The organism is Pseudomonas sp. N2-3-1-14 (genome assembly GCF_041228395.1).
Taxonomy (GTDB): Bacteria; Pseudomonadota; Gammaproteobacteria; order Pseudomonadales; family Pseudomonadaceae; genus Aquipseudomonas.
This window is the reverse complement of sequence record NZ_CP166199.1, coordinates 625,348-646,915: the sequence shown is the minus strand read 5'-3', so window position 1 is coordinate 646,915 and position 21,568 is coordinate 625,348. Positions and strand designations below refer to the sequence as shown.

The 21,568-nt window shown below is 61.2% G+C and carries 17 protein-coding genes and 1 riboswitch; of the genes, 7 read left to right on the top strand and 10 right to left on the bottom strand.

The window, feature by feature from the left end:
• Window positions 1-122: 122 nt before the first annotated feature.
• Window positions 123-869 (top strand): RsiV family protein, encoded by a 747-nt coding sequence (locus AB5I78_RS02955; RefSeq protein WP_242198933.1) that lies wholly within the window; start codon window positions 123-125, stop codon window positions 867-869.
• Here the strand turns inward: AB5I78_RS02955 and cytX are convergent.
• Both cytX and thiC read right to left on the bottom strand, forming a co-directional pair.
• Window positions 838-2,127 carry a putative hydroxymethylpyrimidine transporter CytX gene (gene cytX, locus AB5I78_RS02950; protein WP_369301582.1) on the bottom strand — a complete coding sequence of 430 codons (1,290 nt, stop codon included), beginning with the start codon at window positions 2,125-2,127 and terminating at the stop codon, window positions 838-840. The genes AB5I78_RS02955 and cytX overlap by 32 nt on opposite strands.
• A gap of 398 nt (window positions 2,128-2,525) precedes the next feature.
• Entirely contained in the window at window positions 2,526-4,430 is a 1,905-nt protein-coding gene (gene thiC / locus AB5I78_RS02945) for a phosphomethylpyrimidine synthase ThiC (protein ID WP_369301583.1), read from the bottom strand.
• A 146-nt stretch (window positions 4,431-4,576) separates the two neighbouring features.
• A riboswitch (TPP riboswitch) is annotated at window positions 4,577-4,682 on the bottom strand.
• Between the two features lie 197 nt (window positions 4,683-4,879).
• Between thiC and AB5I78_RS02940 the strand changes: the two genes are divergently transcribed.
• On the top strand, window positions 4,880-6,319 hold the full coding sequence (locus tag AB5I78_RS02940; RefSeq protein WP_369301585.1) for a TolC family outer membrane protein: 1,440 nt from the start codon (window positions 4,880-4,882) through the stop codon (window positions 6,317-6,319).
• 110 nt (window positions 6,320-6,429) lie between these two features.
• On the opposite strand, the gene waaA is transcribed toward AB5I78_RS02940, so the two are convergent.
• Together waaA and AB5I78_RS02930 are read right to left on the bottom strand one after the other, a co-directional pair.
• Entirely contained in the window at window positions 6,430-7,707 is a 1,278-nt protein-coding gene (gene waaA / locus AB5I78_RS02935) for a lipid IV(A) 3-deoxy-D-manno-octulosonic acid transferase (RefSeq protein WP_369301586.1), read from the bottom strand.
• 23 nt (window positions 7,708-7,730) lie between these two features.
• The gene (locus AB5I78_RS02930; RefSeq protein WP_242198925.1) at window positions 7,731-8,621 is read right to left on the bottom strand and encodes a LysR family transcriptional regulator; all 891 of its coding nucleotides are present in this window, start codon (window positions 8,619-8,621) and stop codon (window positions 7,731-7,733) included.
• A gap of 103 nt (window positions 8,622-8,724) precedes the next feature.
• Here AB5I78_RS02930 and AB5I78_RS02925 point away from each other — a divergent pair, with 103 nt between their 5' ends.
• The 4 genes from AB5I78_RS02925 to AB5I78_RS02910 are packed head-to-tail and all read left to right on the top strand — an operon-like array spanning window position 8,725 to window position 12,113.
• Window positions 8,725-9,060, top strand: a complete 336-nt coding sequence (locus tag AB5I78_RS02925) for a multidrug efflux SMR transporter (protein WP_106577597.1) — start codon at window positions 8,725-8,727, stop codon at window positions 9,058-9,060.
• A 55-nt stretch (window positions 9,061-9,115) separates the two neighbouring features.
• The gene (locus AB5I78_RS02920) at window positions 9,116-10,294 is read left to right on the top strand and encodes an FAD-binding oxidoreductase (RefSeq protein WP_262209727.1); all 1,179 of its coding nucleotides are present in this window, start codon (window positions 9,116-9,118) and stop codon (window positions 10,292-10,294) included.
• A complete protein-coding gene (locus AB5I78_RS02915; RefSeq protein ID WP_369301588.1) occupies window positions 10,291-11,103 on the top strand; it encodes an aldo/keto reductase in 813 nt (270 codons plus the stop codon). Before AB5I78_RS02920 ends, AB5I78_RS02915 begins: the two co-directional genes overlap by 4 nt.
• A 41-nt stretch (window positions 11,104-11,144) precedes the next feature.
• Window positions 11,145-12,113 carry a metal ABC transporter ATPase gene (locus tag AB5I78_RS02910; protein ID WP_106577594.1) on the top strand — a complete coding sequence of 323 codons (969 nt, stop codon included), beginning with the start codon at window positions 11,145-11,147 and terminating at the stop codon, window positions 12,111-12,113.
• 67 nt (window positions 12,114-12,180) lie between these two features.
• On the opposite strand, the gene AB5I78_RS02905 is transcribed toward AB5I78_RS02910, so the two are convergent.
• The 3 genes from AB5I78_RS02905 to msbA form a co-directional block, all read right to left on the bottom strand.
• On the bottom strand, window positions 12,181-13,116 hold the full coding sequence (locus AB5I78_RS02905; protein ID WP_145160105.1) for an NAD-dependent epimerase/dehydratase family protein: 936 nt from the start codon (window positions 13,114-13,116) through the stop codon (window positions 12,181-12,183).
• Window positions 13,109-14,533 (bottom strand): bifunctional D-glycero-beta-D-manno-heptose-7-phosphate kinase/D-glycero-beta-D-manno-heptose 1-phosphate adenylyltransferase HldE, encoded by a 1,425-nt coding sequence (hldE, locus tag AB5I78_RS02900; protein WP_145160103.1) that lies wholly within the window; start codon window positions 14,531-14,533, stop codon window positions 13,109-13,111. The genes AB5I78_RS02905 and hldE overlap by 8 nt, the downstream gene beginning before the upstream one ends.
• Before the next feature lie 216 nt (window positions 14,534-14,749).
• Window positions 14,750-16,555, bottom strand: a complete 1,806-nt coding sequence (msbA, locus tag AB5I78_RS02895) for a lipid A export permease/ATP-binding protein MsbA (protein ID WP_145160101.1) — start codon at window positions 16,553-16,555, stop codon at window positions 14,750-14,752.
• A gap of 159 nt (window positions 16,556-16,714) precedes the next feature.
• On the opposite strand from msbA, the gene AB5I78_RS02890 reads away from it, so the two are divergent.
• Window positions 16,715-18,574, top strand: a complete 1,860-nt coding sequence (locus AB5I78_RS02890; protein ID WP_369301589.1) for an O-antigen ligase family protein — start codon at window positions 16,715-16,717, stop codon at window positions 18,572-18,574.
• 43 nt (window positions 18,575-18,617) lie between these two features.
• Here the strand turns inward: AB5I78_RS02890 and AB5I78_RS02885 are convergent, their stop codons facing one another.
• Genes AB5I78_RS02885 through AB5I78_RS02875 form a run of 3 tightly spaced genes read right to left on the bottom strand, consistent with a single transcriptional unit; the run spans window position 18,618 to window position 21,534 of the window.
• A complete protein-coding gene (locus tag AB5I78_RS02885; RefSeq protein WP_145160097.1) occupies window positions 18,618-19,502 on the bottom strand; it encodes a glycosyltransferase in 885 nt (294 codons plus the stop codon).
• Complete coding sequence (locus AB5I78_RS02880; RefSeq protein ID WP_242198903.1) at window positions 19,499-20,653, bottom strand: glycosyltransferase family 4 protein; 1,155 nt, start codon at window positions 20,651-20,653, stop codon at window positions 19,499-19,501. The genes AB5I78_RS02885 and AB5I78_RS02880 overlap by 4 nt, the downstream gene beginning before the upstream one ends.
• A complete protein-coding gene (locus tag AB5I78_RS02875) occupies window positions 20,650-21,534 on the bottom strand; it encodes a DUF6625 family protein (RefSeq protein WP_242198901.1) in 885 nt (294 codons plus the stop codon). Before AB5I78_RS02875 ends, AB5I78_RS02880 begins: the two co-directional genes overlap by 4 nt.
• Window positions 21,535-21,568 lie beyond the last annotated feature (34 nt).

The window sequence follows — 21,568 nt, the reverse complement described above, 5'->3', positions numbered from 1 at the left end:
AGTTGCCGGGATAGACGGCGGAGGTCAAACTCACTCTAATCAGCTTAGTGGCGAACTGACGGCTCTGTTCGCAGTCGAAGCGCTACTCTTTTTCGCTTTCCATCGATTTCCGAAGGACGCACATGTCGCTTTTAAAAATCGCCTCCGTGGCTTGTATTGCCTTGACCCTGGGTGCCTGCCAGAGCCTGTTCCAGCCCAGCTACCTGAAGCCGCTGGACACCAAACCGGACGCCTCCGAACAGATCAAACCCGGCTGCGGCAGCCCTGACTGCCCGCTGGTGAACATTGATACCGTGCACTTCCCCAGCGAGCCGCAGCTCGACACGATTGTGGAGCAACGCCTGCTGCAAATGACCCGCACCACGCCCGGCGCCAGCGTGCCGCCGACGCTGAATGCCTACCGGGACAAGTTCCTGCGCGAATCGCCAGACCGCAACAGCATGTACTTGCAGGCCAAGGTACGTGACCAGCATGACGGACTGGTGATCATTGAAGTGTCCAGCTACCTGGACACCGGAGCCGCCCACGGTGAACCCGGCCGCGGTTTCATCAACTATTCACGCCTGCAGCACAAAGAGCTGAGCCTGACCGACATGCTGCTGCCGGGTCAGGAACAGGCGTTCTGGAACACCGCGAAAGTCGCCCACAACAGCTGGCTGATCAATTCGCAGATGGACCGCGACCCGGAGTTCGTGAAGAACTGGCCGTTCCAGAAAACCCCGAACGTGGCCTTGACCAGCGACGGCGTGGTGCTTAAGTACAACGTGGCCACCATTGGCCCGTACGCATTGGGGCTGATCGAAATGACCATCCCCTATGCGCGCCTGACGGGCGTGCTCAAGCCTGAACTGATGCCCGCGCGCCACTAAAAACCCGGCCCAGTATCAACTGCAACAGCCCTGCCAGCACCAGCGCCGGCAGGGTCGCGCCGATATCCGGATACAGGTTGGCCAGCACGTGATACGTGGCGATGCCACCCAGCCAGGCCACCAGCGCCGTCCAGTGCAGGTTGCCAACTGAACCCTGGCCACGGCGGCGCAGGATAAAGTGATCCACCAGCACCACGCCGAACAGCGGCGCGAACACCGAGCCGATCAGCAACAGGAAGTTCTGGTACTGCGCCAACGGCGCGAAGCAGGCGATCAGCGTGCAGATAACGCCGATGGCCAACGCCAGGTGTTCGACCTTCCAACGCAGCAAAATCCCGCTGGAGACTGCCGCCGAGTGAATATCGGCAAAGGCGTTTTCCGACTCGTCCAACAGGATCAGCAACAGCGGAATGCCCAGGCCCGCACCGGCCAGCGCCAGCAACAGCGCATTCACTTCACCGCTTGGCGCGAACGCCAGGGTGTAAGCCACGCCGAGGCTCATCAGCCAGAAATTGCCGATAAAAAAGCCCAGCGCCGTCCCGCCGAATACATTTTTTGCGCGTTTGCCGAAGCGAGAGTAATCGGCAATCAACGGCAGCCACGACAACGGCATGGCGATGGCGATATCAAAACCCACCGCAAACGGCATCGAGCCGTCACCGGACTTTGCCCACAACGCGGCGAGGTCAGCCTTGGCGAACAGGTTCCAGGTCAGCCACAGGCAGGCGGCCAGCAGCAGCCAGATGCCCCATTTGCGCAGGATCTGGCGCACAAAAGTCAGCGGGCCACTGACGGCCAGTAACGTCGCCAAACCACCGAAAAACAGCGTCCACAGCAAAGGACTCGCCAGCAGGCTACCCTCGCTGAACGCTCGGGTGCCCAGCAAACTGGCGGCGTCGCGCATCACGATGATTTCGAACGAGCCCCAGCCGATCAGCTGCAGCAGGTTCAGCAATGCCGGCAGGCTGGCGCCTTTGGCCCCGAGGCTGAGTTTGAGCGCGGCCATGGCCGACAGGCCCGTGTCGCTGCCGATCACGCCAACGGCGGCCAGCAACAGCACGCCCACCAGCGTGCCGAGAAATATCGCCAGCAGCGAACCGGACAAGCCCAAGCCCGGTGCGAGCAAGGCGCCGGTTTGCAGGACCATCAGGCCGATGCCGAGGGAAAACCACAGGGAAAAGAGATCGCGGGCGCCGAAGACGCGTTTGTCGCTCGGCACCGCTATATCAGGGGAGTAGGTACTCGGTTGAATGCTCAAGGGTGTTATCTCTGAGGGGCATGTGTTGTTTGCTGGATCGCTATCGCGGGCAAGCCCGCTCCCACATTCGACCGCATTCCAAAGGTGGAACTCGATCAATGTGGGAGCGGGCTTGCTCGCGAAGAGGCCCCTACAGGCGCCCGCAATCCCGGATCAGAACTTTTTGTACAGCTGACTGCCTTCCACATCCGACCGCATTCCAAAGGTGGAACTCGATCAAATGTGGGAGCGGGCTTGCTCGCGAAGAGGCCCCTACAGGCGCCCGCAATCCCGGATCAGAACTTTTTGTACAGCTGACTGCCTTCCACATTCGACCGCATTCCAAAGGTGGAACTCGATCAAATGTGGGAGTCGGGCTTGCCCGCGATGGCGGCGGTGCAGGCACCGCCGCCTGTGGATCAGACCTTCTTATAAAGCTGACTGCCTTCCTGTTTGAACCGCTGCGCCTGCTCGGCCAAGCCCTTGGCCACGTCCACATCCACCGTTTCAATGCGCTGGTTGGCCGCGTACTCACGCACTTCCTGGGTGATCTTCATCGAGCAGAATTTCGGCCCGCACATCGAGCAGAAGTGCGCGACCTTGGCCGAGTCTTTCGGCAAGGTTTCATCGTGATACGAACGCGCGGTGTCCGGGTCCAGGCCAAGGTTGAATTGGTCTTCCCAGCGGAACTCGAACCGCGCCTTGCTCAAGGCGTTATCGCGGATCTGCGCACCCGGATGTCCCTTGGCCAAATCCGCAGCGTGCGCCGCGATCTTGTAAGTGATGATCCCGGTCTTCACGTCATCCTTGTTCGGCAGGCCCAAGTGTTCTTTGGGCGTGACGTAGCAAAGCATCGCGCAACCGAACCAGCCGATCATCGCCGCGCCGATGCCCGAGGTGATGTGGTCGTAGCCAGGCGCGATGTCGGTGGTCAGCGGGCCAAGGGTGTAGAACGGCGCCTCGTCGCAGCATTCGAGTTGCTTGTCCATGTTCTCTTTGATCAACTGCATCGGCACGTGGCCGGGGCCTTCGATCATGGTTTGCACGTCGTGCTTCCAGGCGATCTTGGTCAGCTCGCCCAATGTTTCCAGCTCACCGAATTGCGCGGCGTCGTTGGCGTCGGCAATCGAGCCCGGACGCAGTCCGTCGCCAAGGGAAAAGCTGACGTCATAGGCCTTCATGATTTCGCAGATTTCGTCGAAATGCGTGTAGGTGAAGTTCTCTTTGTGGTGCGCCAGGCACCACTTGGCCATGATCGAACCGCCACGCGAGACGATCCCGGTGACGCGCTTGGCGGTCAGCGGCACGTAGCGCAGCAGCACGCCGGCGTGGATGGTGAAGTAATCGACGCCCTGCTCGGCCTGTTCGATCAGGGTGTCGCGGAACAGCTCCCAGGTCAGGTCTTCAGCGGCGCCGCCAACTTTTTCCAGGGCCTGGTAGATCGGCACGGTACCGATCGGCACCGGCGAGTTGCGGATGATCCACTCGCGGGTTTCGTGAATGTGTTTGCCGGTGGACAAGTCCATGACGGTGTCCGAACCCCAGCGAATGCCCCAGGTCAGTTTCGCCACTTCTTCTTCGATGGACGAACCCAAAGCGCTGTTGCCGATATTGCCGTTGATCTTCACCAGGAAGTTACGGCCGATGATCATCGGTTCCAGTTCGGTGTGGTTGATGTTGGCCGGGATGATCGCGCGGCCACGGGCGATTTCTTCGCGCACAAATTCGGGGGTGATGATTTTCGGCACGCTGGCGCCGAAGCTGTGGCCGGCGTGTTGCTGGTCGAGCAGGCCGCTGGCGCGGGCTTCTTCGAGCTTCATGTTTTCGCGGATGGCGACGTATTCCATCTCGGCGGTGATGATGCCTTTGCGCGCGTAGTGCATCTGCGTGACGTTGGCGCCGGCCTTGGCGCGGCGCGGGTTTTTCACATGGGCAAAACGCAGCGCGGTGAGTTCGGCGTCGCTCAGGCGCTGTTGGCCGAAGTGCGAGCTCAAGCCCGACAGGCGCTCGGTGTCGCCACGCGACTCGATCCACGGCGAGCGCACATCGCCCAGGCCTTTGCGCACGTCGATGATCACATTCGGGTCGGTGTACGGGCCGGAGGTGTCGTAGACCACCACGGGCGCGTTGATTTCGCCGCCGAAGTCGGTGGGGGTCACGTCCAGGCTGACTTCGCGCATCGGCACACGAATGTCCGGACGAGTGCCTTGCACGTAGATTTTTTGCGAGCGAGTAAACGGCTGCACGGAGCCGGAGTCGACCTTGGCCGATTCACTCAAGTGCACGGTGGTTTTCAGTTTTGTACTTTTTATTTCTGTGCTCATCACGGGCTCTCCAACTATCCAGGCGGTGGATTTTTGTCGGAGCGAACCTGTGACGGATGGACGCACTGAAACCAGTGCTGTGCAAGGCACGAGGGCTGTTCGATTGTCGAACAACATCCCGGACGAAGCACAAGAGGACTCGCCGGGTGACGAGAAATCTTGTTCCCTACGCAGGCGCTAACCTGATCAGGTTCAACGGGATCCGGTATTTACCGATCTCAGCCTTCCAACAAGGCACCCCGACAAGAACGCGGCCAGTCTAGACCATGGCGTGGGCAAATTGCCAATGGCGGTGCATTCAGCGTGATGAATGGCGTGATTGCGGGATTGTTGCGCCGGGTCAGCAACACTACACTCGGTTGCCGCCACAATGGCTTGACGCCAGAAATGGCCAGCCTTAGCCTTGGGCGCTAAATTATCGCCGTAATATTCACACTAGGGATCGCCTCATGCTGCGCAAACTCTCACTGGCTCTTGCCGTGTCTTGTGCGACCAATGGAATGGTCTGGGCAGCTGAAGCGCCCTTGTCCGCCAAAACCGATTTGGTCAGCGTCTACCAGGAAGCGGTGAACAACAACGCCGACCTGGCCGCCGCACGCGCCCAATACGGCGCGCAGAAAGAAGTGGTGCCCCAGGCCCGTGCCGGCTTGCTGCCGAACCTGTCGGCCGGCGCCGACAGCAATAACGTGCGCACCCAGATCGACCAGCCGGCGGCCACCGCCAACCGTGATGCGCACTCCTGGCGCGCAACCTTGAGTCAGCCGCTGTTCCGTGCCGACCGCTGGTTCCAGCTGCAAGCCGCCGAAGCCGTCAACGAGCAGGCCTCGCTGCAGCTCTCGGCCACCGAACAGAACCTGATCCTGCAAAGCGCCGAGAGCTACTTCGCGGTGCTGCGCGCTCAGGACAACCTGGCCTCGACCAAGGCCGAAGAAAACGCCTTCAAGCGCCAGCTCGATCAGTCCAACGAACGCTTTGACGTGGGCCTGTCGGACAAGACCGACGTGCTGCAATCCCAGGCCAGCTACGACACCGCCCGCGCCAACCGCATCGTCGCCCAGCGCCAGGTGGATGACGCCTTCGAAGCGCTGATCACCCTGACCAACCGCGAGTACAACGCCATCCAGGGCATCGTGCACACGCTGCCAGTGCTGCCACCGGCGCCGAATGATGCCAAGGCCTGGGTCGAGACGGCCGGCCGCCAGAACCTCAACCTGCTGGCCAGCAACTACGCGGTCACGGCCGCCGAAGAAACCCTGCGCCAGCGCAAGGCCGGCCACTTGCCGACCCTCGATGCCGTGGCGCAATACGAAAAGGGTGACAACGACGCGCTGGGTTTCAGCAACCCGAATCAACTGCCCATCCCTTACGGCGGTGATGTGTCGCAACGCACCATCGGCCTGCGCCTGAACATCCCGATCTACAGCGGCGGCCTCACCAGCTCGCAAGTGCGCGAATCCTATTCACGCCTCGACCAGAGCGAACAACAACGCGAAGGCCTGCGCCGCCAAGTGGTGGAAAACACCCGCAACCTGCACCGTGCGGTGAACACCGACGTGGAACAGGTGCAAGCACGCCGCCAGTCGATCATCTCCAACCAGAGCGCGGTGGAAGCCACGGAAATCGGGTATCAGGTGGGCACGCGCAACATCGTCGACGTGCTCGATGCACAGCGCCAGCTTTACTCGTCGGTGCGCAACTACAACAACAGCCGCTACGACTACATCCTCGACAACCTGCGCTTGAAGCAGGCGGCGGGCACGCTGAGCCCGGGCGATTTGCAGGACCTGACGCGCTACCTCAAGGCTGACTACAACCCGGACAAGGACTTCCTGCCGCCGGACCTGGCCAAGGCCGCCGCCGAACAGCTCAAGGCTCGCCCAGATTACTGAAAACACCTCAAAACCAATGTGGGAGCTGGCTTGCCTGCGATGCAGACACCGCGGTGTATCAGTTACACCCAGGTGATGCTATCGCAGGCAAGCCAGCTCTCACCTTTGGGTCAGCGTTGAATCAGTCTGTCCAGGCCATCCAACAAGCGCTTGAGCGCGCCCTGGTTGGCCTGCATCACTGCCAGCCCCGCCTGCGCCATCTTGCGCGCATCCTGCGGTAGCTCGAACAGCTGCCGCACCGCCTCGGCCAAACCCTCGGCGTCATCCACCTCTCGCAACGCCCCGGCCTCGCGCATCATCGCGCTGATTTCGAGGAAGTTGAACAGGTGCGGCCCCATGATCACAGGCTTGGCCAGCGCTGCCGGCTCCAGCGGGTTATGCCCGCCCGTGGGCACCAGGCTGCCGCCGACAAACGCGCTGTCGGCCAGGGCGTAGAGAAACAGCAACTCGCCCATGGTGTCGCCGAGCAGCACCGACGTTTGCGCGGTCACAGGCTCGCCACTGGAACGGCGCACCGTGGCAAAGCCTTGTTGCCCGCACAGCTCGAACATCGGACCGAAGCGCTCCTGATGACGCGGCACCAGAATCAACAATGCATTGGGATAACTTTCGAGCAACTGGCGATGCGCGGCCAGGACCACGTCGTCTTCGCCTTCGTGCGTGCTGGCGGCGATCCACACCGGGCGCTCACTGGCGCCCCATTGCTCACGCAAGGCAGCAGCCCGCACCGGCAGCTCGGAGTCAATGGTCAGGTCAAACTTGATCGAGCCGGTCACCTCGACGGTTTCCGGGCGTGCGCCCAGGCCCAGGAAGCGCTGGGCTTCGGTGTGTGTCTGCACGGCGAACAGGCTCATTTCTGCGAGCATCGGCGCGGTGAGCTTGGCGAATCGTGCGTAGCCCTTGGCCGAACGCGCCGACAACCGCGCATTGGCCAGTACCACTGGAATACCGCGCTGGGCACAGGCGTGAATATGGTTGGGCCACAACTCGGTCTCCATGATCACGGCGAGCTTAGGTTGCACGCGATCTAGAAAACGCTTGGCCGCGCACGGCAAGTCATACGGCAAGTAGCAATGCTGTACGCGCGGTTCATTGGCGAACAGCGCCTGGATGCGCTCGGAACCGGTGGGCGTCATGCAGGTGACGGTGATCGGCAGCGTCGGATGCCGCGCCATCAGCCCGCGAATCATCGGCGCGGCGGCGATGCTTTCACCTACCGATACCGCATGCACCCAGATCCCGCCCGGCTGCATCACCGGCAGGCCATAGGAAAACCGCTCGCCGACGCGCTTGGCGTAGGCCGGCGCCTTGCGCGCACGCAGCCACAGACGTAAAGCCACCAACGGCAGCGCCAGGTAAAACAGACAGCTATAGAGAGTTCTATTCATGGCGGCGGAGTTTATCGGCTTTTTCAGTCGATCGCCTGCAAGCACTCGGCAAATCGTGCGGCCAGGAAGCGCGCTGCGGGACCGAGGTGCTCGTCACGGCGCCAGACCAGTTCCACCACCAGCGCGGGCGGTGTCCATTCGCTGTCCAGCTCAACCATTTGTTGTTGATAGGTGGGGTACTGCACGATGTGCCGCGGCAGCCAGGCCCAGCCCAAGCCACTCATCAGCCATTCGGCCAGCACGTAGAAACTGTCGGCGCGCCACACCAGCGGGCTGGCGGCTTCACTGCCGGGGTAGACGCTGGTCTGGGTCGACATCAACAGTTGGCGAAACTGCGCCAGATGCTGGCAGGTCACGTACGTTTGCTTGGCCAGCGGATGATTCACACCGCACACGGTGACCATTTCCACACTGCCCACCACCCGCCGCTCAAGCGCTTCAGGGATTTGGTCGTGATAAAACAACAGGCCCAGGTCGGCCTTGCGCTCCACCAACTTGCGCGCCACATCGCCTTGAGCAGCGCTGGAAAGCTGCACCTCAAGCTGCGGGTATTGCCCGGCGAGCGCCTCGAGGCTGTCGAGTACCGGCTGGAACAGCATGGCCTCGTCCTGGGCCAGGCGCAGGCAGGCTTCCTCGCCACGCGTCAGTGACAGCGCGCGGCCATTGAGCCGTTCACACTGGCGCAATACCTCACGGGCTTCCTCCAGCAACACACTGCCGGCTTCGGTCAGCCGGGGCTGGCGGCCGCTGCTACGCTCAAACAGGCTCAGCCCCAGGTCTGCTTCCAGCAGCGCGATACCGTTGCTCACCGCCGATTGCGCCTTGCGCTGGTCGCGGGCCACTGCCGAAAACGAACGCTGTTCGGCAACGCTGACAAACAGGCGCATCTGGTCCAGGTTCCACTGCACGCTCATGGCTCAACCCATCTTGAATTCGGATAGGTAATGACTTTATCCCATCTGCCGAAGCGTTAGAATGCTGACCTTATTCAAGCACGTCACACACCGAGGATTACCCATGAATGCCGCCTACCTCTACCTGGCCATCGCCATTTGCTCGGAAGTGATCGCGACCGTGTCCATGAAAGCCGTTAAAGGCTGGAGCACACCGCTTCCCCTGGCGCTGGTCATCGTCGGCTATGGCATTGCGTTCTGGATGTTGACCCTGGTGGTGCGTACCGTGCCGGTGGGCGTGGCGTATGCGGTGTGGGCCGGCATGGGCATCGTGATGGTCAGTGTCGCCGCGCTGTTTATCTATGGGCAAAAGCTCGACCTGCCGGCGATGCTGGGCATGGGCCTGATTGTGCTGGGCGTGGTGGTGATTCAGCTGTTCTCGAAAACCGCCGGGCACTGACCGCCACTCAACAGCCTGTATACTGCGCCTCTTGTCTTGAACACTGAGGTCGCCGATGCCATCCGTTATTTCCACCGACGTTCTGATTGTCGGCGCCGGGGTTGCCGGCCTCTGGCTTAATGCGCGCCTGCGCCGCCAGGGGTTTTCCACGGTGTTGGTGGAAAGCGCCACGCTGGGCGGCGGGCAAAGCGTGAAGTCCCAGGGGATCATCCACGGCGGCGCGAAATACGCCCTGCACGGCGCGCTCACCGGCGCGTCCGAAGCGATTGCCGACATGCCGCGCCGCTGGCGCGAGGCGTTGGCGGGTGATGGCGAACTCGATCTGTCCGGCGTGCGCCTGCTGTCCGAGGCCCATTACCTGTGGTCGCCCGGCACACTTGCCGGCAACCTCACCAGCTTCTTCGCCAGCAAGGCCGTGCGTGGCCGGGTCGACCAGGTCAAGGGCGACGAATTGCCGCCGGCCCTGCAGGACCGCCGCTTCAAGGGCAAGGTCTACCGCCTGGCCGAGCTGGTGGTCGACGTGCCAAGCCTGATCGAGCGTCTGGCCCAACTGGCGGGTGACGGTTTGCTCGCCGGCCAGCACATCGAACCGCTGCGCGATGGCGACACCCTGGTGGGTTTGAAGGTTGACGGCCGCGAGATTCGCGCCCAGCGCATCGTGCTGAGTGCCGGTGGCGGCACGGCAGATCTGCTCAGTGCCCTGGGCCTGAGCCAGCCCGCCATGCAAAAGCGCCCGCTGCATATGATCATCGCCAAGGGCCCGGGCTTGAAGCCGCTGTATGCGCACTGCCTGGGCGGCGGCACCAAGCCGCGCCTGACCATCACCACCCACCCGGCCGCCGATGGCAACTGGGTGTGGTACATGGGCGGTGATATCGCCGAGGCCGATGGCGTGGCGCGCACACCTGAAGAACAGATCGCCACCGCGCAAAAAGAGCTGGCGCAATTGCTGCCGTGGATCGACATGAGCCAGACGCAATGGGCGACCTTGCGTGTGGACCGTGCCGAGCCGCTGCAGTCGGGCCTGACCCGCCCCGACAATGCGTTTCTTGCCGAAGAGGGCCGCCTGCTGGTGGGCTGGCCGACCAAACTGGCGCTGGCGCCAGACTTCGCTGACCGCGTACTCAACGCCCTGCAACGCGACGGCATCCAGCCGAGCGCCAACAACGACGCCCTGCCCGAGCTGCCAAAACCAGCCCTCGGCCAACCTGCCTGGGAGCACCTGTTGCCATGAGCCTGCCCTCCCTGCACGACCTGCATCGCCCCTTGGGCAGCACCGACCTGCTGGTGTCGCCACTGGGCCTGGGCACAGTAAAACTGGGCCGCGACCAAGGGGTGAAATACCCCAACGGCTTCCAGATTCCTGATGATGAAGAAGCGCGCATGCTGCTGCGCCAGGCGCGCCAGTTGGGTATCAACCTGATCGACACCGCACCGGCTTACGGCCGCAGCGAAGAACGCCTGGGGCCGCTGTTACGCGGCCAACGCAATGACTGGGTGATTGTCAGCAAGGTCGGTGAAGAGTTTGCCGATGGCGTGTCGCAGCATGATTTCAGTGCGGCCCATACGCGGATGTCGATCGAGCGCAGCTTGAAACGACTTGAAACGGATTTTATCGACCTGGTGCTGGTGCACTCCGATGGCAATGACCTGCATATCCTCAATGATTGCGAGGTTTACCAGACCCTGGCGGAGCTGAAAAAAGAGGGCAAGATTCGCGGTTTCGGCTTCTCAGGCAAAACCGTCGAAGGCGGCGTGAAGGCTCTGGAACAAGGTGATTGCGCAATGGTCACCTACAATCTGAACGAACAGAGCGAGAAAACCGTCATTGATTACGCAGCGGCCCACGGCAAAGGCATCCTGGTGAAAAAAGCCCTGGCCAGCGGCCACGTATGCCTGGAACCTGGAATGGATCCAATTCATGCCAGTTTCATGTTGTTGTTTGCGCAAACGGGCGTCGCCAGTGCTATTGTCGGGACCATTAATCCGCTGCACCTGGCCCATAACGTGGCGACCGCTGCCAAGGTCATTCGTCAACTCTGATGCCGCCGACGCGGCCGACCCCGTCGCAAGAAGGAGCCGACATGCCGCGCACGCTTATTAGAAAAAACCCCAGCAACTTTAAAACACTGCCGCTGCACGTCGAAGCCACCCCCGAAGGCCTGAGTTACCAGAGCGTGGGCATGCCGCTCAACTTCGCCCAGACCCTGCAACGGCGCAAGCCGGTGGAGGTGGCGGACCCCGAGCGTTTCGCCCTGGAACTGGCGAATCTGGGCGTGTCGGTGCGACTGACCCTGCACTGGCAAAACAAGGATTACTGGGTGTTGGTACGCCAACGCCGCCAGGACCGTGGCGACGTGGTGCTCAAGCTGATCTCGGGCTATGTGCCGGCCCACGAATTGAACCTGCCGCTGCACACCGCCATCCAGGAAATTGCCGAAGAATGCCTGCTGGAGACGCCTGAAGGCTGGCTCGGTGGACGCTTCAACGACACCTGGCTGCCGGCGCCCTACTCCACCGCCCTGCATTACCGTGAAGCACTGCCGTTCCGGCTGAGCCCTTTGTCGGGCGCCGCCCGCCCGGTGCGCTGCGCGACCACGCAATTGATCGAGCGCCCGCGGGCCTACGTGCACCTGCCGACGGCGTCGCTGCAATTGATTTATGACTTGCGCCTTGAGGTGCCGAAGGAAGCCAAATCCCTCAGCCTGTTTCATGTGGATGAGCGACTTGAAGGCGATCAGCTGGTAGCCCGGCTGGACCGCAAGCGCCCGGACTTGTACCTGATGCCGCTCAAAGATGGCCAGCCTGTAGCAGAGCTGTACACCGTCAAGAAAGACCAGCTGTATCCAGCCAGCACACGCGGTTTATACCTGGCCGAAAGCTTTGCTCAGCAAGACGGCTGGCTGGTACGTGATGAGCGGATTCGTTGGAAGGATTGGCTCAGGCAACAAGGCCTGGCCCAGCCTGAAAAAGAGTCGAAACTGAAGCGATTGACCGGCAAGGCGCGGCAGATGCTGCGCAAGATTGTGCCGAAGAAAAAAGCCAAGGGGTGAAACCGCTCTGATCTGGGCGCTGGCTTGCCCGGCGCCCAGATAAAGCGGCTCCCCCCTTTGACGGTGTTCAGCCCGTGAGCAACCGCTCCAGACCCACCTTCAACGGCGTAGGCTCAGGCAGCGTGAAACTCGCCAACAGCCGCTGGTTATTGGCCCGCGAATGCCGAATATCCCCCGAGCGGGCCGGGCCGTAAGTGATCGTCGGCAACTGACCCACGACTTCTTCCAGCGCCTGCAATACCTGCTTGAGCGTGGTGGTGCGGTTCCAGCCTACGTTGATCGCACCCAGCGGCGCGTCGGGCGCTTCGATGGCCTGTACCAGCACATCGACCAAATCTTCCACGTACATGAAATCGCGGGTTTGCTCGCCATCACCAAACACGCTGATCGGCACACCCTGCTGCACGCGCTCGCTGAAAATACTGATCACCCCGGAATACGGCGAGGACGGATCCTGGCGTGGCCCGAAGATGTTGAAGAAGCGAAAAATCACCGGCTCCAGGCCATGCTGGCGGCGGTAGAAATCGAAGTAATGCTCACCGGCCAATTTGTCCGACGCATAAGGTGTCAGCGGCGCCTTGGTGGTCTCTTCGTCAATCGACGCGCCCTCACCATTGTTGCCGTACACCGCCGCGCTGGAAGCAAACACCACGCGCTTGACTCCGGCCTTGCGCATCGCTTCGCAGACATTCAGGGTACCGACGAAGTTGCTCTGGTGAGTGCTCACCGGGTCATCCACCGACGCCTGCACCGAGGCCACTGCGGCCAGGTGCACCACGGCGCTCACGCCGACGGCGGCTTGCGCCACCAACTCGGCATTGGCGACATCACCTTCAATCAGTTGCACACGCGGGTTGCCCAACGCCAGGTTGCTGCGCTTGCCGGTGGACAGGTCATCCAGCACCCGCACGGCATAGCCTTTGGCAAGCAACGCATCAACCAGATGCGAACCGATAAAACCGGCACCGCCGGTGATCAGGACCCACTTATCAGCGTTACTCATTGTTGCGGATCTTCTCGACAATGGCGGTGGTCGAGCTGTTCTCGACCAGGCCGAGCACCTTCACCTTGCCGCCGTAAGCGCCGACGATATCGGCACCCACCACCTGGTCGACGGAGTAGTCGCCGCCCTTGACCAACACATCGGGCTTGACCTGGGCCAGCAGGTTTTCCGGAGTGCCTTCAGAGAAGCTGATCACCCAGTCCACCGCGCCCAGACCGGCCAATACTGCCATGCGCCGATCAACACTGTTGATCGGACGGCCGGGGCCTTTCAAGCGGCTGACCGAAGCGTCGTCATTGACCGCCACGATCAGGCGATCGCCTTGGGCTCGCGCCTGCTCAAGATAGGTCACGTGACCGGCGTGCAGGATGTCGAAACAGCCATTGGTGAACACAATGCTTTCGTTGTGGGCACGCGCATCGTCAATCGCCAGCAGCAATTGCTCGATGGTCAGCACACCGCGCTCGGAGCCCTCTGAGCGCTGGATAGCCCGGCGCAATTCCGGCGCGCTGATGGCCGCGGTGCCCAGCTTGCCGACCACAATGCCCGCCGCCAGATTGGCCAGGGCCACGGCGTGGGGCAATTCCTCACCGGCTGCAATCGAAGCGGCCAGGGTGGAGATTACGGTGTCGCCGGCGCCGGTAACGTCGAACACTTCACGCGCACGCGCCGGCAAGTGCATCGCCGGGTGGCCCGGACGCAGCAGCGTCATGCCGTGCTCGCCACGGGTCACCAGCAAGGCGCCCAGGTCGAGGTCGGCCATCAACGTGGCGCCCTTGGTCACCAGCTCGTGCTCGTCGGCGCAACCGCCGACGATGGCTTCGAACTCGCTGAGGTTGGGCGTGATCAGGCTGGCGCCCCGATAAATCGAGAAATCCTTGCCCTTGGGATCGGCCAGTACTGGGATGTTGCGGGCCTTGGCGGCCTGGATCAGCATCTGGTGGTTCTTCAGGGCGCCTTTGCCGTAGTCGGACAAGACCAGCACCTTGATGCCTTCAAGCAACGTGTCGACCTGCTCGCTCAGTGCCAGGGCGTCGGTGGCGAAGGGTTCTTCAAAATCAATACGCAGCAATTGCTGGTGACGGCTCATGACCCGCAGCTTGACGGTAGTCGGCTGATGGGCAATGCGCTGGAACAGTGCGCGCACGCCGGCACCGCGCAGGCTGTTGGCCAGGCTGTCGGCGGCTTCGTCGTCGCCGGTCACACCCACCAGGGAGGCCGGGGCGCCGAGAGCGGCAATATTGAGGGCAACGTTGGCAGCGCCACCTGGACGGTCTTCGATTTGCTCGACCTTGACTACCGGTACCGGTGCCTCAGGGGAAATCCGTGAGGTTCCGCCATGCCAGTAACGGTCGAGCATGACATCGCCGACCACCAAGACAGGGGCTTGATCGAATCGCGGCATGGACAACTTCATGGAGCAACCCACATACAAAATGAACAGGGGCGCGATATTAGCACAGGGTTACAGGAGGCTTGTGGAGGGTGTGCACAGAAGATAGTGCGACGGGCCTGCCATTGAATCCACCGAGGAACACATGTGGGAGCGGGCTTGCCCGCGATGGCGGTGAATCAGTCGAAACATCGGTGACTGATACTCCGCTATCGCGGGCAAGCCCGCTCCCACAAGGTTTTAGGTGATGTCGGCCGCGACCGGCGCGTCCAGGCCCATGGCATGCAGGCGGGCGTAATAGCCGTTCTGGGCCAGCAGCTCGGCGTGGGTGCCGCGCTCGACAATCCGACCGTCGTCCATCACCAGGATCAGGTCGGCCTTCTCAATGGTGGAGAGGCGATGCGCAATCACCAACGTCGTGCGGCCCTGCATGACTTTGTCCAGCGCAGCCTGGATGTGCCGCTCGGATTCGGTGTCGAGGGCCGAGGTGGCCTCGTCGAGAATCAACAGCGGCGCGTTCTTGAGCAACGCCCGCGCGATTGCCAGGCGCTGGCGCTGGCCGCCGGACAACAGCACGCCATTTTCGCCAACCTGGGTGTCGAAACCCTTCGGCAACTGGTCGATAAAGTCTTTGGCATAGGCATCCGCCGCCGCCGCTTCAACGTCCGCGCGGGGCGCACCCGCCAGGTCGCCATAGGCGATGTTGTTGGTGACGGTGTCGCTGAACAAGGTCACGTGCTGGGTGACCTGGGCGATGTGCCGGCGCAGGTTGAGCAGCTTGTAGTCTTCGATCTCTACGCCGTCGAGCAGGATTTCACCGCTCTCGTGGTGGTAGAAACGCGGAATCAGGCTGGCCAGGGTCGACTTGCCGCTGCCGGAACGCCCCACCAGCGCGATCATCTGCCCAGGCTCGGCGGTGAAGCTGATGTCCTTGAGCACATGGCGTTCGGTGCCTGGGTAGGTGAAGTTCAGGTGACGCACTTCCAGGCGGCCGCTGACCTTGTCGCGCTCAACGGTGCCGCGGTCGATTTCCTGCTCTTCGTCCAACTGCTCGAAAATGCTTTCAGCGCCGGCCACGCCTTTCTGGATGGTCGAGCTGACTTCCGACAATTGACGGATCGGCTTGGGCAGCAAGCCAGCCAAGGTGATGTAAGCCACCATGTCACCGGCCGATGCGTCACCACGAAGGTAAAGCACCAGGAACATCAACACCGCCATGGCGGTGTAGATCACCAGTTGCAGCAACGGGGTGTAGATCGCCCCGGTGCGGGTCATGCGCAGTTGCTTGTCGGTGTTGCCCTGGCTGGCCTTGAGGAAACGCTTCTCCTCGTAGACTTCACCGCCGAAGCTGCGCACCACACGGTAGCCCTGGATGGTTTCGGAGGCGACGTGAGTCACGTCGCCCATGGCCACCTGGATCTTCTTGCTCTGCTTCCGGAATTTCTTGCTGGCCGTGCTGACCATCACCGCAATCAACGGCAGGATGGCGATCATCACCAGCGTCAGGCGCCAGTTCATGAACAGCAGCGAGGCGAACAGGAAGATCACCGTCATGCCTTCGCGGATCACCACCTTGATGGCGTCGGTCGCCGCACCCGTGACCATGGTCACGTTAAAGGTGATGCGCGAAATCAAGTGCCCGGAGTTGTGGTTGTCGAAGTAGCGGTTGGGCAGCGTCAGCAGGTTGTTGAACAACTGCACGCGCAGGTCGTGGACCAGGCCCAGGGAAACCTTGGCCAGCAGGTAGTTGCCCAGGAACGAACCCAGGCCCTGCCAGGCTGCGATCAGAATGATCAACAAGGGCACGGCTTGCAGCAATTGCAGGTCACGCAGGAACGGTACGCTGGGGAACAGCACCGCTTCAGGGTTGGACAAACCGTCGACGAAGTACTTGAGGATGTACCCCAGCATGGGCTGGGTCGACGCGAAAATCAGAAATCCGACAATACTCAACGCGAACAAGCCGGCATAGGGCTTAACGTACATGAGCAGGCGGAAGTATATTTTCAAGCTCGAAGGGCTTGCGCTCGGACTGGAGTCGGTCATATCACGCGGCGTTTTGAAAAAGGAGGCTGACTTTAGCACAGCTTCTCTGTTGTACTTGCACCCGGTATGACCCTCGGCCTGGTTGGATCCAGCCGACGACATTATATAGCCACTACTTTAAGATGGTCGGCTTTCTCTATTCTGGAATGGCTTTTCTGTATGCACTCCAAGCGCCTTATTTATGGCTCAAATCGCGTTTTCGACTTCCTGGTCCTATGGATTTTGCCCATTGGCTTGTTGTTGCTTCTGAGTTCATTGTTCTACGTCACCAACCGCAACGTCATGCACCGTCTCTACTACGGCTTTTTCAGTGTGCCGACCTTGTTCCTGCTGTGCCTGCGCCCGCGGGAAATCAAAGAACTGCTGCGCGAACCTTTGATTATTGCGCTTCTGGCATTTTGCGCCTGGGCACTGATCACCGTGCTGTGGAGCCCGCAACCCACCGGCGATTCCAACCTGTTCAAGGTGCCGCTGCAAACCTTCATGCTGTTTGCCGGCTGTGGGCTGTTGCTGCACTACCGCAGCGAGCTGTTCAAACCGATTTTTTTCAGCGCCGCCGTGATTGCCCTGGTGGTGTGCCTGTTCAACCTGGTGGCATTCGCCAAAGGCTTCGTGCCCGGCGTGAGCGTGCGCATGATCGGCGGCCTGGGCGCTCTCGATAATCCGCTGCTCAGCTCCCATCTGTTCGGCTTTTTCTGCATCTATTGGCTGTATGTCTGCATCACCACCCAGCGCTTGCAGGTGTTGTTGTTCAGCGCGCCTGCGCTGGCGGTCATGACGCTCGCGGTGCTGGCCACCGGCTCTCGCACGCCGCTGGTTGCGCTGACGCTGGCCGCCGTGTGGATGGCGTTTGTCAGCCGCAATCGCCGCTCGGCCCTGATGATCGCGGTCCTGGTGCTTGGCGCTGCAGCGCTGCTGCTGTTTTATCCTGAAGCGATTACCGAGCGTGGCAGTTCATACCGTTTTGAATTGTGGGGCATGACCCTGCAGCGTATCGCCGACCATCCGCTGATCGGCCACAGCTACGACTCCGAACTGTCCTTGATCGTGGACGGTTACGAACTGATGGAGCCGCACAGCTTTGCCCTCGGCGTGCTCTATTACGTCGGCATCATCGGCTTTATCCCGTGGATCTTCATGCTCGGCTGGGGCCTGTACAAAGGTTTCAAAGAGCGCGCACAACCGCTGTTTCTGCTGACGTCCGCCCTGCTGGCCTACGGCATCGGCGCCGGTCTGACCGAAGGCGGCGGGATCCTGTCGCGCCCCAAGGAGCATTGGTTCCTGCTGTGGATTCCGCTGGCGCTGATCGCCGGCCTGAGTATCGCCAAGCGCCGTCACAGCCTGCTGAGCATGCGTGTGCAAACGCCCGCACCGCTGGCGTTCGACGCCCTGCGTAAAGGCGCTGCCGTCATCGAGGAAGATGGTCTTGGGCCCAAGGTCCTGCGTCTTGAGGATGGCAGCTTCCTCAAGCTGTTCAGGGCGCGCCGCTGGTACACCTCCGGGGGCTTCAATCCGTATTCGGAACGCTTTGCCAGCAACAGCGAACACCTGCAGCAACTGGGTATCGCGTCACCGCGGATTCTCGATGTGTATAGCTTGCGCGATGGCAGCAGTGCCGTGCGCTATCAGCCACTCCCCGGCCTAACCCTGCGCCAGGCGCTGCAAAGCCTGGACAGTAGCCTGCGAGAATCGCTGATCGAACGCTTTGGCAGGTTCATGGCCCAGCTGCATGAACGCGGCGTGTACTTCCGCTCGCTGCACTTGGGCAACGTTCTGCTGATGGATGATGGTGAGTTCGGCCTGATCGACGTGGCCGACATGCGCCTTTATCCCTCGCCGCTGCGCAACACGCTGCGCCAGCGCAACGTGAAACACATGCAACGCTACTCGCAGGACCGCAATTGGTTGTTCGAAGCGCACTTTGAACAGTTGGCCAGTGGCTATGCGCTGGTTGCGTCGCCGCAAGCCACGGTCAAAATCCGTGAGCACGTGCTGACCCTGGCACGCCCCGCCGCTTGAAGCACGCCAAGTGCGCCCCGGCGAGGGGCGCACACAGGGTGTGTCAGTCTTTTTCCAGCGGCGAAAAATATAGCCGCGCCAAACCCCGCCAGGTTTTCTTGTTCCAGGCCCGAAACGGGATCTGCGCCAACAACTCTCGCGCCAACGCGCGATTGCGGTTGGAGGTCTTGAGGAACATGGAGCTGAGAAACTTGTAACGCACCTCGTCATAGAGCGGGTGGTCACTGAACAACGCGTAAGAGCGCAGGATATTGTCGATCATGAATCGGTGGTTCTTGTACGAGTTGGTGGCGTGCTTGCGGTAGCGGGCCATGACCACGTTCAGACCATCGATGAAGTACCCGGCATGGGTGATCTTCAACTCGATCAACAAGTCTTCCAGGCGAATCTCGGGGTCAAACCCACCGACCTTTTCCAGCGCCTCACGCCGAATCATCAGCGTGGGTGCCGGCGGATAGGGTTTGCGCTCCAGGAACATGTCGTCGAAGTCCAGGCGCCGAAATGGCACGTCGCGGCGCTGGCGCTTCTCGGGAAGCAGTTCGCCTCGCGAATCGATCAGCTCGATGTTACCCGCACAGATACCCACTTCCGGCTTGCCGTCCATGTAAGCCACCTGAGTCGCAATGCGCTCTGGCTTCATGATGTCATCGGAGCCGAACGGCACGATCAGCGGGCCGTGGGAGCGTGCAATAGCGCCATTGAGCGTATTCGTCAGGCCTTGATTCTGCTGGACGCGAAAGTCGAACGTGTAGCGCTCCTGCAGGCGGCGGATGCGCTCGACACTGTCGTCTGTCGAGCCGTCATCGATCACCAGCAGTTCGATGTTGGGGTAGGTCTGGTTCAACACACTGAGGATGCTTTCCTCGATGTACGGGCCGTGGTTGTACGAGGCGATGATCACCGTGACCAAGGGCTGACTCTGGTTCATACGCTGTTCCTGCGTGCTTGGGCCAACCCGGACTCGATCAGCTCCAGGTATTGCTGGCGGAACACCTCAATGTCATGTTGCGCCTGAAGGTACTGGTAAGCCTGCTCGCCCTTTTGCGCGAGCGCCTCATCGGACAGCGCCAGATAGGTGTCCAGCGCCTGGGTCAATTCGGGCACGTTGGCCGGCTCCACCGCCAGGCCACCGGCACCTTCAATCAGTGGCAGCATGGCCGGCACACTGGAGGCGATCACCGGCAGGCGGCCGCTCATGCCTTCCAGCAGCGCCAGGCCCAAGCCTTCAGCCAGCGAGGGCATGGCCCAGATATCGAAAGCGCGCACGTACTGCAGGGCGTTTTCCTTGAAGCCCAGCAAGTGCACCCGCCCATCAAGGCCAAGGCTCTGGATCTGCGCGGCCAGGTTGGCCTGCTCACGCCCCGCGCCAATGATGGCGAGTTGCGCCGCAGGGTATTTATCCTTGAGCGCTGCAAACGCCTGCAGCAAATAGGTGTGACCCTTGACCGGAACCAGACGCCCCAGGGCGCCGATCAACCGCACCGAAGGGTCGATGCCCAGTAACTCACGCGCGCGTTCGCGCGAATGCTGCAAGCCTTCGGCCTGCTCGATGTCGATGGCGTTGGTAATCGCGTAGGTATTGCTGTCGGTAAACCCGCACTGGCAGTCCAGCAAGTACTGTTTGACCGCCGGCGAAACCCCGACAAACCGCCAATGCTCGTCAATCCAGCGCTGCGCCTGTTTGCGGCGGTAGAGACGGTCATACTCGCCAAAGCCGTGGGAGATCCCGATACACAGTGGAATCTTCAACCAGCGGTTGAGTTGCAACATCATGTTGACCGGCTTGAAGCGGTTGCACACCACCACGTCAAACTGTTCCTTGCGACAGAACTTATACATCTGCCACATGGCGCGCAGCCTCAAGCCCTTGAGCGCCTTGTCGGAGAAATCGAAATAGACCGACGTTGCCGCCCGGCTGACCGGGTCCGCAGGCCCGGGTCGGCCACGCAAAAACGCGGCGGTGACTTCGTAGCGGTCCGCAGGCAATGCCTTGACGATCTGTTCGGCCAGGTCGGCAAAATCATGGGATTTAACATTGTAGTCAGGCTGCAATTGCAGGACCTTGAAACGCCGACTCATAACTCTCCTCGATGGAAACCTGTGGCATCAACGACCCACGACGGTTCAGCCGCCAGCGCCTCGACGTACTCGCTGTCGGGCTCCGGTAACCGTGGCCACTGATTACGCTTCCAGCAGACAAAATGGAAATAGGGAAATTCGCGCTCGCCGTCCAGGTCATTGGTGAGGCGACCGTTATTCCAGAACCACTGATGCGGGAAGCGATCACTGCCGTCGTGCCATTTGATCACACCGCCCGGCGTACTGAACGCCTCGGTGAACTCACTGCGGCGGCGCCAGGGATTGAGCTTGCCGACCAACTCGAACAACGGTTTCGGAAAATTCTTGCGCCACAGGAAAATCCTGCTGAACGCGCCTTCATCCAGCGCATGATGCGCCTGATCGGTGAAACGCGCTTCCCAATCCTTGATCTGCATGAACACCTGGCGCTTTCTGGCGGTATTGCGCATCAGGCACAAATGGCCGGCGACCCGTCGTTCGTGGGTCGAGAACAAATCATAGCCAGCCAGTCGGTCGGGCGTGAAATAGCGGCGCAGGTCGCCGTAAATAAGGTCCAGGTCGCCGAACGCCCAAAAGTCATACCCCTCGAGGCGATCGGCATGGATATGCCCCAGCGCAGGCTTGATGTCACACAACTTATAAGCCGCTTGCGGGGCAAACGGGATGTTCAACCGTTGCGAAACCAACGCGCAGTAATCGGCAAAGGTAATGCTTTCAATCCTGACGTTGTCAGGAACGTTGCTCGGTATCGGGCAGTCGCTGAACAACAGCCAGTCAATATCTGCATTGTGTCTGCAGCTTTCGAGAAAAAACGGCATCCAGAATGGCCAGCGGCCAAAGTACGGAATGAGGAAGAGGATGCGGGGGCACTGATTGATCAAAACGGACTCACTGTCATTTTTTACGGGAGCGCGC

Coding starts and splice junctions, on each gene's coding strand:
- AB5I78_RS02920 (WP_262209727.1), top strand. CDS start 9,116: ATGCCATCCGTTATTTCCACCGACGTTCTGATTGTCGGCGCCGGGGTT.
- AB5I78_RS02905 (WP_145160105.1), bottom strand. CDS start 13,116: ATGAGTAACGCTGATAAGTGGGTCCTGATCACCGGCGGTGCCGGTTTT.
- AB5I78_RS02925 (WP_106577597.1), top strand. CDS start 8,725: ATGAATGCCGCCTACCTCTACCTGGCCATCGCCATTTGCTCGGAAGTG.
- AB5I78_RS02915 (WP_369301588.1), top strand. CDS start 10,291: ATGAGCCTGCCCTCCCTGCACGACCTGCATCGCCCCTTGGGCAGCACC.
- AB5I78_RS02955 (WP_242198933.1), top strand. CDS start 123: ATGTCGCTTTTAAAAATCGCCTCCGTGGCTTGTATTGCCTTGACCCTG.
- thiC (WP_369301583.1), bottom strand. CDS start 4,430: ATGAGCACAGAAATAAAAAGTACAAAACTGAAAACCACCGTGCACTTG.
- AB5I78_RS02930 (WP_242198925.1), bottom strand. CDS start 8,621: ATGAGCGTGCAGTGGAACCTGGACCAGATGCGCCTGTTTGTCAGCGTT.
- msbA (WP_145160101.1), bottom strand. CDS start 16,555: ATGACCGACTCCAGTCCGAGCGCAAGCCCTTCGAGCTTGAAAATATAC.
- AB5I78_RS02885 (WP_145160097.1), bottom strand. CDS start 19,502: ATGAACCAGAGTCAGCCCTTGGTCACGGTGATCATCGCCTCGTACAAC.
- AB5I78_RS02910 (WP_106577594.1), top strand. CDS start 11,145: ATGCCGCGCACGCTTATTAGAAAAAACCCCAGCAACTTTAAAACACTG.
- AB5I78_RS02940 (WP_369301585.1), top strand. CDS start 4,880: ATGCTGCGCAAACTCTCACTGGCTCTTGCCGTGTCTTGTGCGACCAAT.
- AB5I78_RS02880 (WP_242198903.1), bottom strand. CDS start 20,653: ATGAGTCGGCGTTTCAAGGTCCTGCAATTGCAGCCTGACTACAATGTT.
- AB5I78_RS02890 (WP_369301589.1), top strand. CDS start 16,715: ATGCACTCCAAGCGCCTTATTTATGGCTCAAATCGCGTTTTCGACTTC.
- waaA (WP_369301586.1), bottom strand. CDS start 7,707: ATGAATAGAACTCTCTATAGCTGTCTGTTTTACCTGGCGCTGCCGTTG.
- hldE (WP_145160103.1), bottom strand. CDS start 14,533: ATGAAGTTGTCCATGCCGCGATTCGATCAAGCCCCTGTCTTGGTGGTC.